General features: G+C 64.7%; 8 protein-coding genes and 1 pseudogene. 4 read left to right on the top strand and 5 right to left on the bottom strand.

Annotated elements, in window-relative coordinates; all coding sequences use genetic code 11:
- Positions 1-225: 225 nt before the first annotated feature.
- From ACQ66H_RS11040 to ACQ66H_RS11020, 5 genes and pseudogenes are all read right to left on the bottom strand, one after another.
- Positions 226-510, bottom strand: a pseudogene (locus ACQ66H_RS11040) (M23 family metallopeptidase); the annotation flags it as partial.
- A 97-nt stretch (positions 511-607) separates the two neighbouring features.
- Entirely contained in the window at positions 608-1,144 is a 537-nt protein-coding gene (locus ACQ66H_RS11035) for a hypothetical protein (RefSeq protein ID WP_430434070.1), read from the bottom strand.
- A gap of 62 nt (positions 1,145-1,206) precedes the next feature.
- A complete protein-coding gene (locus ACQ66H_RS11030) occupies positions 1,207-2,637 on the bottom strand; it encodes an HlyD family type I secretion periplasmic adaptor subunit (RefSeq protein ID WP_430434069.1) in 1,431 nt (476 codons plus the stop codon).
- A gap of 5 nt (positions 2,638-2,642) precedes the next feature.
- Complete coding sequence (locus tag ACQ66H_RS11025) at positions 2,643-4,784, bottom strand: type I secretion system permease/ATPase (protein ID WP_430434068.1); 2,142 nt, start codon at positions 4,782-4,784, stop codon at positions 2,643-2,645.
- A gap of 688 nt (positions 4,785-5,472) precedes the next feature.
- Complete coding sequence (locus tag ACQ66H_RS11020; protein ID WP_430434067.1) at positions 5,473-6,384, bottom strand: GNAT family N-acetyltransferase; 912 nt, start codon at positions 6,382-6,384, stop codon at positions 5,473-5,475.
- A gap of 289 nt (positions 6,385-6,673) precedes the next feature.
- On the opposite strand from ACQ66H_RS11020, the gene ACQ66H_RS11015 reads away from it, so the two are divergent.
- The 4 genes from ACQ66H_RS11015 to ligA all read left to right on the top strand — a co-directional run bounded on the left by ACQ66H_RS11015 (position 6,674) and on the right by ligA (position 14,601).
- On the top strand, positions 6,674-7,588 hold the full coding sequence (locus ACQ66H_RS11015; protein ID WP_019918188.1) for a hypothetical protein: 915 nt from the start codon (positions 6,674-6,676) through the stop codon (positions 7,586-7,588).
- Between the two features lie 238 nt (positions 7,589-7,826).
- On the top strand, positions 7,827-11,333 hold the full coding sequence (smc, locus tag ACQ66H_RS11010; protein WP_430434066.1) for a chromosome segregation protein SMC: 3,507 nt from the start codon (positions 7,827-7,829) through the stop codon (positions 11,331-11,333).
- Positions 11,334-11,353: 20 nt separating this feature from the next.
- Positions 11,354-12,532, top strand: coding sequence for a cell division protein ZipA C-terminal FtsZ-binding domain-containing protein (locus tag ACQ66H_RS11005; RefSeq protein ID WP_430434065.1), 1,179 nt, complete (start codon positions 11,354-11,356; stop codon positions 12,530-12,532).
- A complete protein-coding gene (ligA, locus tag ACQ66H_RS11000) occupies positions 12,532-14,601 on the top strand; it encodes an NAD-dependent DNA ligase LigA (RefSeq protein ID WP_430434064.1) in 2,070 nt (689 codons plus the stop codon). The genes ACQ66H_RS11005 and ligA overlap by 1 nt, the downstream gene beginning before the upstream one ends.
- The last annotated feature ends 1 nt before the right edge of the window (position 14,602 follow it).

Below are 14,602 nucleotides of genomic sequence, written 5' to 3'. Positions count from 1 at the left end.
TCGGCTAACATAACTTGCAATAAGAAATCCGGTGGTGCTGCTATATTTTTCGATCGTTCGGATGTATGTCCCATCAGTTAGTTTTCCAGATTCTTGGGCGACAAGACGATTTCCCAACTCATCTGTACCTATTAAATGAGAGACTCCACCCCAACTCCGGAAAGTGTAAGGGTCAAACGATGCATGTCCGGAAGCAGTAGGGTTAACGTCTCCAGGTATAACTTCGAAATGAAGGTGTGGTCCAGAGGAAACCCCTCCAGTTGCCCCGACGAATCCAATCGTTTGCCCCGCCGAAACCAAGCTATCTTTGACTAACGGGGATTGAGTGTTCATGTGAGCATATAAGGTAAAATATGCGTCTCCGTTCGTGCCTACGTGTTTTATAACAACTGTGTTGCCGTAACCGGCAATAGATCCGTTGTAATAAACGGTTCCATCAGCAGCGGCAGGTATTGAAGTGCCCGAGGGTGCCCCCCAGTCGTCTCCGCGATGTGGGCGAATGATCTTCAAGGTTGGGTGCAATCGCGCGGGGTTATATCGTGATGTCGGCTCAGAGGTGAAAGACGAACCGGGGTTGTAAGTGTCGAAGGAATTCAATTTTTACTCCCTATTGTTGGTTGGAATCGCACTGAACGATGGATTCAAGGGGGGCCTCATAAGAAGAGAAAACTTGAAACTTTCCGTTCGCAGACCGTCTCTCATAACGGCCATCTACTGTGTCGAATAGGATGCCATAACGCTTTTCCAATTCAGCCTTTACATCCTCTACTGGAGCCTTTACGAACAAGGCAACAATTGACCACGTCGTGGGAAGTATTATTTTTCTTACTTTAAAGCCGTAGAGAATTTCATCGACGTAGATTGTTATGTAGCCAGAGCTTTCATTCACGCCTGTTGGTTTGTAGCCCCTGTCTTGAAGATAAGGTGATGAAATTACTCCGTTCGCCACGAAGACATTTGTACTGCACTCATGCAAAGAAGCCCATATCTTTTCAAACTCTTCTTCGTTCCTATATACAGATTGTTGCTTATTGGTTTCTTCTTGTATATTTATTTCTGGCCATTTGGAATCTTGACGAGATTGCGCTTCATATATCGATGAAAGCGCAAGGGCAATCGGCAGAAAAATAAAAAATAGTTTCATTTTTTCTCGATATTGGTGGTGTAAATCGCGAGTCTGTAAATTTTGTGCGCGCGGAGAGTCCGTCACCGTTCCCCGAGGCTCTGACTAACTGTCTTCCTAACTGGGTCTAAGAAATAATCGATAACTCGGCGCCTGCCTGTGTGGATTTCGGTAGTTACCGCCATGCCCGGCGACAGCGGCACGATGCGCTCGTCCACTTTCAATTCGGCGCGCTTGAGCCGGACCCGCGCCTGGAATACCAGCCCCTTCTTTTCATCCGCCACCGCGTCCTGTGAAACGAAGGCGACTTCGCCTTCTATTGTTCCGTAGCGCGTGAAGGGGAAGGTTTCGACCTTGATCACCGCGCGCTGGCCGGGCTGGACGAAGCCGACGTCGCGGTTCTCGAGCACGGCTTCAACTTCGGCCTGCTGTTCGTCCGGCACGATGGCCATCAGCGGCTGCGCTTCGGTTACAACGCCGCCTTCGGTGTGGATGGCGAGTTGCTGCACGGTGCCGGCGACCGGGGCGATGAGCTTCTGCTGCACTTCGCGCGTGCGCGCCTTGATCAGTTCCTGTTCGAGCTGGTTGGCGCGTTTCTGTGCGTCGAGTTGGGCGGCGATGGCATTGCGCTCGAATTCGGCGATGAGGGCGGCGCGGCGACTGCGTGCCTCTTCGATGCCTGCGTTCAATTCGAGGGCGTGTGCTTCCTGGTAGCCGAGGTCGCGTTCCTGTTCGATGCGCACCTGTTCGCGCTCGAGGTAGCCGTGGCGCGACACGAAGTTGCGTTCGACGAGGTTCTTGTAGTCCTCGGCGCGGGAGCGGGCGATGGGCAGGGTTTCCTTGAGTTTCTGCACCAGTTCGCGCGAGGCCGCCAGTTCGGCGGCGCGGCGGCCGATCTCGGCGTCGAGGCTGGACAGCCTTGCCCGATGTTCGAGGTACTGACTCTGCGCGGCGCGCTGTTCTGCACGCAGGTCGTCGGGAGCGATACCGGGTACGGCCTGCAACCGCACGTCCGCTTGCCGGGCCGGGCCCGCGCCAGCGAGCGCTGCATAACGCGCGGCCTCAAGCCGGGCGGCGTTAAGGGCCTGTTGCGCGCGCTGGGTTTCGGCTTCGGGGGCGGTGGCGGCGGCTTCGAGTTCGACCAGCAGTTGTCCGGCCTCGACGTGCTGTCCGTCGCGCACGTGGATGCGGCGCACGACAGCGGTTTCCGCCGGCTGGACGAGTTTGGTCTTGTCGGCGGAAATGATCTTGCCTGGGGCGACGGCCACCATGTCCACGCGGCCCAGCCAGGACCAGGTCAGGCCGACGGCGAGTGCGCAGATCAGCGCCCACATGATGGCGCGCGGTGCGGCCGGGGCTGGGGTTTCGATGAGCTCGAGCGCGGCGGGCAGGAACTGTCGTTCCAACGGGTTGCGGGCGGGCGCCTGCAGGTCCTTGCGCTGCAACCATGCGGCACCGAGAACCTGCCAGTAACGGGCGAACAGGGCGGGAAGATTGCGGGCGGTGGCGATCATCTCGGTCACCCTGCCTGCAGCGCATGCAGATGCGCATAGCGCCCGCCGGGCGTGGCGAGCAGTTCGGCGTGCGTACCCTGTTCGACGATTTCGCCGGCTTCCATCACCACGATGCGATTTGCGTCGCGTACCGCCGACAACCGGTGCGCAATGATGATGACGGTGCGCCCCTTGCAGATGAAGCGCATGTTGTCGTGCACGATGCGTTCGGATTCGTAGTCGAGCGCCGAGGTCGCCTCGTCGAAAATGAGCACGCGCGGGTTGGTCATCAACGCGCGGGCGATGGCGATGCGCTGGCGCTGCCCGCCGGACAGCGTCGAGCCCTGTTCGCCGACCAGGGTGTCGTAACCTTCGGGCAGTTCGAGGATGAATTCGTGGGCGCCGGCCAGTTTGGCTGCCTGGACAACGGCGTCCATCGATGCGCCGGGGTCGGCCAGCGCGATGTTGTCGCGCACACTGCGCGCGAACAGGCGGTTTTCCTGTAGCACGACGCCGATCTGCCGGCGCAGCCAGGCCGGGTCGGCCAGTGCGAGGTTGACGCCATCCACCTTCACCCGCCCGCGCTCAGGCACGTACAGCCGCTGGACCAGCTTAGCCACGGTGCTCTTGCCCGAGCCGCTGCGGCCGACGACGCCCAGTACCTCACCGGCGCGCAGGTGGAAGCTGACGCCGCGCAGCACTTCCGAACCATCGGGCCGGTAGCGGAAGCGCACCTGGTCGAACTCGATGTCGCCGCGCAGCGCGGGCAACTGGGTGCGACTGGCGGCGCGTGTTTCGGTCGGCGCATTCAGGATGTCGCCCAGACGGGCCACCGCGATGCCGGCCTGCTGCAGTTCCTGCCAGAGCTGGGCAAGGCGCAGCACCGGTTGCGCCACGCGGCCGGCCAACATATTGAAGGCGATGAGGCTGCCGACAGTCATGGCGCCGTCCATGACCTGATAGGCGCCCAGCCACAGGATGCCGACGGTCACCAGCTTCTGGATGAGCTGTATGCCCTCGCCGGCAAACGCGGCCAGTTTGGTTACGCGGAAGCTGGAGGCGACGTAGGCGGCAAGCTGCTCGTCCCAGCGGCGTATTGCCTGCGGCTCGGTCGCACCCGCCTTCAGCGTCTGGATGTTGGACACGGCTTCGACCAGAAAGGCCTGGTTTTCCGCGCCGCGGGCGAATTTTTCGTCCAGCCGGCGGCGGAAGGCCGGCATGGCGGAGCCCATCAGCAGTGCGTAAAGCGGTAGCGAGGCCAGCACCAGCAGCGTCAGCGGAACGCTGTACCAGAGCATGACAGCGAGAAAGACGAAGGTGAACAGCAGGTCCATCACCGAAGTGAGGGCGGGCCCGGTCAGGAAGCTGCGGATGTTCTCCAGCTCGCGCACCCGTGCGACCGAGTCGCCGACGCGGCGCGCCTCGAAGTAGGCAAGGGGCAGGCCAAGCATGTGCCGAAACAGGCGAGCGCCCAGTTCGACATCGATGCGGCTCGTGGTGTGCGCGAAAACATAGGTGCGAAGCGCCGACAGCACGGATTCGAACAGCACGGTCGCCAGCAGGCCGACACCGATGACTTGCAGCGTCGCCAAGCCCTGATGAACCAGCACTTTGTCCATCACCACCTGGAAGAACAACGGGGTGACCAGCGCGAAGATCTGCAGGGCAAAGGACGCGACCAGCGCCTCGGCCAGCAGGCGCCGGTATTTGACGACCGCCGGTACGAACCAGGTGAAATCAAAGCGGGCGAGGGCGCTGGCCAGCTGTGCGCGGGAGGTGACCAGTACGGCACGGCCGGAGAGCCGGGCGACCAGTTCATCCACCGACAGCAGCACTGGTCGCTCTTCCTGCGGGTCATGGATGAGCGCCTTGTCGCCTTCGATGCGGGCCAGCACGACAAACTCGGCCGCGGGTTCAGTTGCGTTGACTTCGGCGGTGCGGGTTTCAAGGATGCAGGGCAGTGTGCCGCTGCCGAGGCGTTTGAGCCCGTCGGCCGATGGCTCGAACTTCGCCGCACGCGATTTCAGCGACAGGCCGCGAGCGGCGCGGATCAGGTCGTCGGCCGTTACCGGCCGCCCGCTGAGGCCGAGTTGATGATGGATCTGCTCTGCATCTGCCGCGCATCCGAGGAAACGAGCGACCAGTGCAAGGCACTTCAGTCCGCTCAAGCCCGGGCGAACGGCAGTGCTTGGCGGGGCAGGGTGAACAGCGGCGGACTGGTGAGAGGTCAAGGCGTCGTTTTCCGTGTGTCCGCGCTAGAAGGTTGGCATCCGTGGTGTTACGCCAGCGGTGCAACATGCGCTTACTCAAATGACAACGGAAAGCTATGTAATTGGAATTCTGGAGGGTGACATTCATCCGTAAGGATGAGTCGCGTCGCCTTGACTTTCCGCAAGTGGTCGCCAACGCCCATCGGCTCGTGTTCTTGAGGCCGTCCAGGCGCACTGTTACGTTCTCATGTCGGGCGAAGTTCCTGATTTTCTTGAGGATGAAGACGAGAGTGGTAATCGTCGTGCTCCGCCAGCCCGGCTGGCAGAGGGGCGTCATTTGCGGTGGAAAGAGGCTCGTCCGGGGCAGACGGCCCGGCAAAATGAGGGGACGAGCTAATGACTGGCCGGCGCGATGATCATCGCGGTCAGCTTGCTTTCATGGCATCCAGAGACGCCGAGGGAGCCTGCAATGTGGCGGCGGGCGAAAGGGCCTCGCAGGGGTAGAGTGACTCACCGCGGAGCAGTTTTCCACGGCGAGCAGCCGAGAAAAAGCGAAGTCGCCTAGTTCCGATCACCGCGGCGCTAGCCGCGCGGTGTTGCCGCATGCCCGCGGGCGTGCTCGTCCCAGGTCCGCCGCTACGCGGACCTACAGGTGGAAATCGCCCGCCGCTTCCGGCTGGTAAAGCACACGCTCGATCCGGATGCGCCGGGTCCGATGCGGCGTCCGCCAGTCGATGGAATCGCCCTCCCGGTAACCGAGGATGGCGGTGCCGACGCTGGAGCAGACCGACAGCTTCCCGGCGCTGCCGTCGGCGTCCTGCGGGTAGACCAGGGCCACTTCCATTTCCTCTTCGTCCAGATGCAGCACGGCGCGCGAGTTCATCGTGACGACATCCCGCGCCACCTGGCGCGAATCGACCACGATGGCGCGTTCGATTTCGTGTTCGAGATCGACCACGTCCGCGTTGACCTCCAGCGCGATCAGGTTGCGCAGCCGGGCCTGGTCGATTTCGGTGACGTAGATGCCGGCGGGGTCGCTCTCCGTGTCTTCGCGCAGGCGCTGCAGATAGCGCTCCCAGTTCATGGCGAATGACTTCAGCGTCGATGTCTCGCTTTCGAGCACGAAGCCGCAGCGCAGGAAGGCGTTCAGCGAGCGCGTGTTGTCGGCGTGAATCCTGGCGATGAGCTTTTGGGCCCGCATGTCGAAGAAGGCGAGCTTCATGCCTTCGCGCAGCGCACTGGCGCCCAGCTTGCGGCCCCAGTTGTCGCGGTCTCCGATGACCAGCACGATCTCGCAGTCCGCGCCGGTCTTGACCAGGCGGACGAAGCCCACCGGCCGGTCATCCCGGTCGCAGGCCATGAAGAAGCGGCCGCCCTGGTTGAACAGATGAGTCAGGACGGGTAGCTGAACCCGACTGACGACCTGTTCGATGTGGCGGGAGACGTGACGCGAATCGCTCAGATAGCGGATGACGTTCTCGTCCTCCAGCCAGTCCATCAGATTCAGCGCGTTGGCCCGGGTGATTTCCGGGCACAGAGAAATGAAAGGCTTGCTCATTTTCACCCCATTCGATCTCAAGGATGAAAGCCTTCCATGGTCAGTGCCATGACGGTTCTTTCGACGGACGCGCCATTTTAGGGCATTGGGCACGAACGGGCCAGTTCGCGCGCCGCGGCAGAGGGGCAGATGCGCGTGCTTTCGCGTCATGCGCGGCGAGGCAGCCGTAAGGTCGCTTTTCACGCGTTCGCAAGAATGCGTGAATTGGTACGGACGTGACAGGTGTTGCACTGCACAAGATACGACTTTTGGCCTAGCATGAAACCATTGCCTTCGTGTGGACCGAGCGATGCAACGCGATACCGAAGAAATCTACCCACTCGGGTGCAAGCGCAAGGTGGCGGGCGAGTACCGGGTGCACTACTACGGCTACTGGATCAAGATCTACGAGCCGCCCGCTGACTCGCTGTCGGCGAAGAAGAAGCTGATTGAGGCGTTGACCCGGCGCCTGTTCAACCATGTCGAGCACGGCATCAACATTCCGGGCTCCCGCCTAAACGAGGCACGCGCCGCCTACGATGCCGAGCAGGATCCCGCGCTCAAGCGGGTCAAGGGCGGCATGCTCGCGGGGGCGCTGTTCAACCGCGCGACGGACATATTCACCAGACTGGTCGAACTGCAGGCGGCGGGTGTCGAGATCGACAGCGACAACGGCCTGATGCGCGAGTGCGGCCACTGTCTTCAGGAAGCGCTGGAGCTCGGTCGCTCGGTGCGGCACCGCAGCGGCGAAGAAGGTATCGACGAAATGTGGGGCGAGCCATTCAAGGCATTTTCGGTGCCGGTCGAGTCGTTCTACGAAAGCCGCTACATCAAGATCGCGCTCACCATGCGCGATATCGACCTGATCGCCGGCGAACTGTGCGACACCTTCGGCAATCGCCCGCGCTTCAAAGGACTTTCCGACCTTGTCGTGAGCTTCGCCGATGCGGCCAAGATCAAGACGGAAACCCTGCGCACGGACAAGTCCATTTTCGATGTCTGGGCCGGCTTCGCGGTGTCGGCTGAAGAACTGCTCGCCTTCGTGCCGGACGATGCGGATTGTACGGACGCCGAACGGCGCGATCTCGATCTGGGCGTGCGCCTGATCCGTCAGGGAACGCAACTGCTGAGCGACATCACGCGGGCACGGGTGCCGATGCCCAAGAGCACGCGTGAATTCGTCGCGCGCTGTGCCGACTACCGCTTGCGCGCGCCGTCCTGTTGATGCGCTCGCCGTCGTGCGCGGTGTTGTGCCCGATCATGCGATGAGCCACAACGGACGCGCTGAAACCGGCAGGCTGCAGCAGGACTGACCGACCGTATCGATGTGCGCGGCATGGCGTTTGCCGCTCGGGCGTGCCCACGCGGTCAAAGCCGGGGAGCGGGGGGCGATGCTATCATTCGTGCCAATTCGGCCATTCCCGGCCTCATCTGCCCGACTCTGCCCCTCCCGCCGCCGACCCGTGCGACTGTCCAAGCTCAAACTCGCCGGTTTCAAGACCTTCGTTGACCCGACCACCATACAGATGCCCGGCCAGCTGGTCGGCGTGGTGGGGCCGAACGGCTGCGGCAAATCCAACATCATCGACGCGGTGCGCTGGGTGCTCGGCGAGTCGCGCGCGTCCGCCTTGCGCGGCGACGCGATGACCGACGTCATCTTCAATGGCTCGGGTACGCGCAAGCCGGTGGGGCGGGCCAGCGTCGAACTGGTGTTCGACAACGCGCAGGGCAGGGCGGCCGGACAGTGGTCGCAGTACGCCGAAATCGCCGTCAAGCGCGTGCTGGAACGCGACGGCCAGTCGGACTACTTCATCAACAACACCCGCGTGCGCCGGCGCGACGTGATCGACGTGTTCCTCGGCACCGGCCTCGGGCCGCGCGCCTACGCCATCATCGAGCAGGGCATGATCACCCGCATCATCGAGGCGCGGCCGGAAGAGCTGCGCGCCTTCCTCGAAGAAGCGGCGGGCATCACCAAATACCGCGAGCGGCGCAAGGAAACGCAGGGCCGGCTCGACGATGCGCGCGACAACCTGGTGCGGCTGGACGACATCGTCGGCGAACTGGGCACGCGTATCGAACGACTGCAGAAGCAGGCCGAGATCGCCGCCCGCTACACCGACATGAACCGCCGGTTGTCCGAACGACAGGCGCTGCTGTGGGCGATGAAGCAGCGCTCGGCCGCCGCCGAGGCCGACGCGCTGACGCTGGAAGCCGGCCGCATCGAGAACGACATCGAGCGCGAAACCGCGGCGCTGCGCCACCACGAGGCGGCGCTGGAGCGCATCCGCACCGAACATTTCGCCAGTTCCGAGGCGGTTCATGTCGCACAGGCGGAACTGCTGACCGCGAATGCCGAAGCCAGCCGGCTCGAAGACGACCTGAAGCGCGCGGCGGAGAACCGGCACAAGCTGGAAGCGCGCATCGCCCAGCTCGAAGCCGAGGTCGCGAACTGGCGTGCGCGCATCGAAAGCATCGAAACCGATACCGGCCGCTGGACCGAACTGGCCGAGCACGCGGCGCACCGCATCGAACAGGCGGAAGCGCGCCACGAAACGACCAGCGCGCTGCTGCCCGAAGCGGAAGCCGCCTTCCAGGAAGCGGAGCAGCAGGCCAATCTGGCGCGGCGCGAACTTGCGGCGGTCGAGCAGCAGCTCAAGGTCGAGGAAACCCACCGCGCCAACGCGGGCCGCACGCTCAATTCACTGGCTGGCCGGCGCGAGCGCATCGCGCACGACGAGGCGCAGCTGATCGAGCCCGACCGCGAGGCGCTGGCGCTGGCGCAGGACAAGCTCGAATCGCTGCAGATGGCGCAGGAGGCGGCGCAGCAGCGTCTGCAGGCGGCGCAGAACGCGGTGCCGCAGTTGCAGGCGCAGGTGCGCAACGCGCAGGACGCCGAGCGCGCCGCCACGCGGACGCTGACCGAAACCCGCGCCCGTCGCGACGCGCTGGTCGAACTGCAGCGCAAGACGCAGACCGACGGCAAGCTCGCTCCCTGGCTGGCCGCGCTCGGCCTGCAGGACGCGAAGCCGCTGTGGCAGTCGCTGCAGGTCGATGCCGGCTGGGAACTGGCGGTCGAGGCGGTGCTGCGTGAGCGGCTGGGCGCGCTCGAGGCAGCGTCTGCCGATACGCTGGCCTCTGCCTGCGCGGCCGGCGCCGCACCGCAGAACCTGACGCTCGCACTGCCCGGTAGCGATGTGCGCGCGGACGTCGGCGCCGACAGCCTGCGCCACCGCGTGCGCGCCCACGACGCGCGCTGGGACGCACTACTCGACCTGTGGCTGGGCCCGGTCGCCGCCGTCGAGTCGCTCGATTTCACCGCCAGCGGTCTGCGCGTTGACCGGGAGGGCCGTGTCGCGCAGGGCGCGTCGCTGACGCTGTATGCGCCGGACGCCCGCACGCACGGCGTGCTCGAACGTGCGCGCGACATCGAACGCCTTGCTGAGGAGATCGAGCTCGCCGACGCCCAGCTCGCCGAATCGCGCGAGGGGCTGCGCGAAGCCGAGGCAGCGTTGGCCGGTGCGCACGAGGAACAGGCGGCGGCGCGGCGCGAACAGCAGTCGCTGACCCAGGCTGCGCACAGCGCGCAGGTCGAACAGATCAAGCTGGCGCAGGCGGTGTCGCGCTTCGACGAGCAGCGCGCGGCGCTGGCGCGCGACCGCGCCGAAGTCGACCAGGCCGAGCAGACCGAGCGCGCGCACCTTGAACGCGCCGACGCCGAAATCGAGCGCGCGCGCGAATTGATCGAGGTGCAGCGCATGCGACTCGATGCCGCGACCGAGGCGCAGAAGAACGCCGACAGCCAGCTGCGCGAGGCGCGCTTCGCCGATCAGGCGGCGGCGCGCGAACTGCAGGAGGCGAACTTCTCGCAGCGCGAGTGCGCCAGCCGTCTGACCGATCTGGCGAACAACCTCGCGATGGCGAAAACCCAGCTCGAAAACGCCGAACTGGAGCGCGCGCTGCGCAGCGACGAATTCGCGCAGATCGACGAGGGCAGCATAGACAGCCGGCTGCAGCAGGTGCTGGACAACCGCCGGGCGCGCGAGCAGGTGCTGGCCACCTGCCGCGACGCGCAGGAAGTGCTGGCCGCCCAGCTGCGCGAACTGGAATCTCAGCGCGCCAATACTGAACACCTGCTGGCGCCGGCGCGTGAGCGGCTGGCCGAACTGAAGCTGAAGCAGCAGGCGGCGGCGCTGAACGCCGAACAGTACGCGCAGCGTCTGGGCGAGATCGAACTGCCGGAGGGCCGGCTCGATGCGCTGCTGGGCGAAGGCGAAGCGGAGAGGGTGCGCGAGGGCGCACTGACGGCCGAAATCAGCCGCCTGACGCGGGAAATCGCGGCACTCGGCGCGGTGAACCTCGCCGCGCTGGAAGAACTGGCGCAGGCGAATGAGCGCAAGGGCTATCTCGACGCGCAGTTGACCGATCTGCGCGACGCCATCGCCACGCTGGAAGACGCCATCCGCCGCATGGACCGCGACACGCGCGCCCTGCTCAAGGAGACGTATGATCGCGTCAATACCGAGTTCGGCCGCATCTTCCCGGAACTGTTCGGCGGCGGTGAGGCCCGACTGGTCATGACCGGCGACGAGATCCTCGATGCGGGGCTGCAGGTGTTCGCGCAGCCGCCGGGCAAGCGTAACGCGTCGATCCAGCTGCTGTCCGGTGGTGAGAAGGCGCTGACCGCGACGGCGCTGGTGTTTGCCTTCTTCCAGCTCAATCCGGCACCGTTCTGCATGCTGGACGAAGTCGATGCACCGCTGGACGACACGAATACCGAACGCTTCTGCGAAATGGTGAAGCGCATGTCCGCTTCGACGCAGTTCGTGTTCATCAGTCATAACAAGATCACGATGGAAATGGCGCAACAGCTGGTTGGCGTCACCATGCAGGAGCGCGGGTGTTCGCGCGTGGTCGAGGTCGATATGGAAGCGGCGCTGAAACTGCGCGACGAAGCGCTCAGCGTCTGAACAAAAAGGGATACGGATTCATGCAACTGACTGAACTGCAGATGGGGCTGATCGCGCTCGGCGTGGTCGGTGTCGGTGCCGTGATCGGCTACAACCTGTGGCAGGAGCGGCGCCACCGCCGCACCGCCGAACGCGCGCTCGGCGACGCTCAGCCCGACGTGCTGATCGATCCCCTGCACCAGCCGTCGCGCCGCGTCGAACCGACGCTGGATTTCGACCTGGGCAGCGATCTCGGCAACGACCTCGCGAGCGACACACCGGTTGGGCCGGCGATCGATCTGCCGATCGACGAGCGGATGAGCGCCGCGGTCAACGACACCGTGCAGCTTGCCCCGCAGCGCGAGCCGGTGCTCAGGGCGGCGCCGGCTGATGACGCAGCGCCGGCGTGGGCCGATGCCAAGGTTGAGGAAGTCATCGTCGTCGAACTGGAAGCGCCGATTGCGGCGACCGAGTTCCAGCGCGCCTGGAGCGAGCTGACGCGCCAGGTCGACACCGGCCTGCGCCTTCGCGGCCGCGACGAACAGGCCGGCCGCTGGCTGGAGCTGACGCCGGAGACCGCCGGCAATCTGTCGCGCATCGAAATGGCGGTGCAGCTCGCCGATCGCCGCGGTCCGCTCAGCGAGGCCTCGCTGTCGGCGCTGGCGCACGCGCTGCAGGCGGTCGCCGACCGCTTCCTTGCCGTCGTGCATTTCCCCGACGCACGCGATCTGCTCACCCGTGCGCGTGAGCTCGACAGCTTCGCCGCGTCGGTTGACGTGCAGATCGGCCTCAACCTGGTGGCCGGTGAACACTCGATTTCCGGCACCAAGCTGCGGGGTCTGGCCGAAGCGCAGGGCTTCGCACTGGAAAACGGTCTGTTCCGTGCGCGCGACGATGCCGGCGCGACGATCTACACGCTGGGCAATCTCGACGCCGCCGAATTCATCGCCGAAACGATGAAGAACCTGCAGACGCCGGGCGTGACACTGCTGCTCGACGTGCCCACGGTCGCCGACGGCGCGCGCAATTTCGACCGCATGGTCACGATGGCCGAGCAGTTCGCGCACGCGCTCGGCGCACGCGTGGTCGATGACAACCGGCAACCGCTGTCGCCTGCTTCGCTCGGCGTGATCCGCAGCAAGATCGCCGAGTTCCAGACCCGCATGACGCAGTTCGGCGTCGCCCCGGGCAGCGCGTCGGCGCGCCGCCTGTTCAGCTGATGGATGCGGCTGTCCTTGCGCGCGCGGCCGAGCTGCGCGCGCAGATCGCCCGTCACGACCGCCTCTACTACGAACTCGACGCACCGGAGATCCCGGACGCGGAATACGACCGCCTGTTTCGCGAACTGCAGGCGCTGGAAGCCGAGTACCCGGCGCTGCGCACAGCCGATTCGCCGACGCAGCGGGTCGGCGGCAAGCCGCTCGACAGCTTCGCGCCGGTGCGACACGTCGTGCCCATGCTGTCGATCCGCACCGAAACCGATACCGAGGCCAGCGGTGCGCTGAACTTCGACGCCCGCGTGCGGCGAGAACTTGGACTGACCGAGGAGGCGCCACCGGTCGAATATGCCGCCGAACTGAAGTTCGACGGTCTCGCCATCAATCTGCGCTACGAGAACGGCGTGCTGGTGCTCGCCGCCACCCGCGGCGACGGCGAAACCGGCGAGGACGTGACGCAGAACGTACGCACCATCCGCGACGTGCCGCTCGCGCTGACGCCGCTTCCTGCGAAGGGACAATCCTCGCTGTTCGACGCACCCGGCCTGCCCGAGGTGCTGGAAGTGCGCGGCGAGGTGTACATGCGGCGCGACGACTTCGACGCCTTCAACGCGCGCGCCATCGAAGCGGGCGAGAAGACGCTGGTGAACCCGCGCAATGGTGCGGCCGGCAGCATCCGCCAGCTCGACCCGGCGATCGCGGCGAAGAGGCCTTTGTCGTTCTATGCATACGGCCTCGGCGAAGTGCGCGGCTGGACGCTGCCCGACACCCACGCCGGTGTGCTCGACGCGCTGTCCGCCTTCGGCCTGCCGGTCAGCGAGCACCGCGCGGTGTGCAACGGCGGCGAGGCGCTGGCCGCATTCCATGCGCGCATCGCCGAGGCGCGGCCCACATTGCCCTTCGACATCGACGGCGTGGTCTACAAAGTGAACAGCCTGGCCTTGCAGCAGCGCATGGGTTTCGTCACCCGCGAGCCACGCTGGGCGGTGGCGCACAAGTACCCGGCGCAGGAAGCGCTGACCACGGTGCAGGACATCGAGGTGCAGGTCGGCCGCACCGGCAAGCTCACGCCGGTGGCGCGGCTGGCGCCGGTGTTCGTCGGGGGCGTCACGGTGACCAATGCGACGCTGCACAACGAATCGGAAATCCGCCGCAAGGACGTGCATGTCGGCGACACCGTCATCGTGCGCCGCGCCGGCGATGTCATACCCGAGGTCGTGTCGGTGCTGTCGGACAGACGGCCGGCGGACGCGCGTGCATTCTCCATGCCCAGCCACTGTCCGGTCTGCGGTTCGGACGTGGTGCGTGAAGAAGGCGAGGTCGATCATCGCTGCACCGGCGGGCTGTACTGTTCGGCGCAGCGCAAGCAGGCGCTGCTGCATTTCGCGCAGCGTCGCGCGATGGACATCGAAGGATTGGGTGACAAGCTGGTCGAGCAATTGGTGGATGGCGGACTGATCCGCAGCCTGCCTGACCTCTACCGGCTGGGCGTGCTCAAGCTGGCCGAACTGGATCGCATGGCGGTGAAGTCGGCGGAGAACCTGGTGACCGCACTGGAACAGTCCAAGCGCACTACGCTGGGGCGCTTCCTGTTCGGTCTGGGCATCCGCCACGTCGGCGAGGCGACCGCCAAGGATCTGGCGCGTCACCTCGGCAGCATGGACCGTATCATGGACGCTTCGGTCGAGGAACTGGCCCAGGTGCCTGACGTCGGTCCGGTGGTTGCGGCCAGCATCCACACTTTCTTCGCGCAGCCGCACAACCGCGAGGTGGTCGAGCAGCTGCGCGCCTGCGGCATCGTCTGGGAAGAGGGCGAAGCACAGGTGGCGAGCGGTCCTCTGGTCGGCAAGACGGTGGTGCTCACTGGCACGCTGCCCACGCTTTCGCGCGATCAGGCCAAGGACTTGCTTGAGTCTGCGGGCGCGAAAGTGGCCGGCAGCGTGTCAAAAAAGACCGATTTCGTGGTGGCTGGCACGGACGCCGGTTCCAAGCTCACAAAAGCGCAAGAACTGGGCATTAATATTCTCGATGAATCCGGGCTCATGTCGATGCTCGAGAAAAGGGAGCCTTAGA

Origin of the sequence: Methyloversatilis sp., assembly GCF_965284615.1 — a bacterium.
Lineage (GTDB): Bacteria > Pseudomonadota > Gammaproteobacteria > Burkholderiales > Rhodocyclaceae > Methyloversatilis.
The sequence above is the reverse complement of the archived record's forward strand: the minus strand, read 5'-3'. Positions and strand labels throughout refer to the sequence as shown.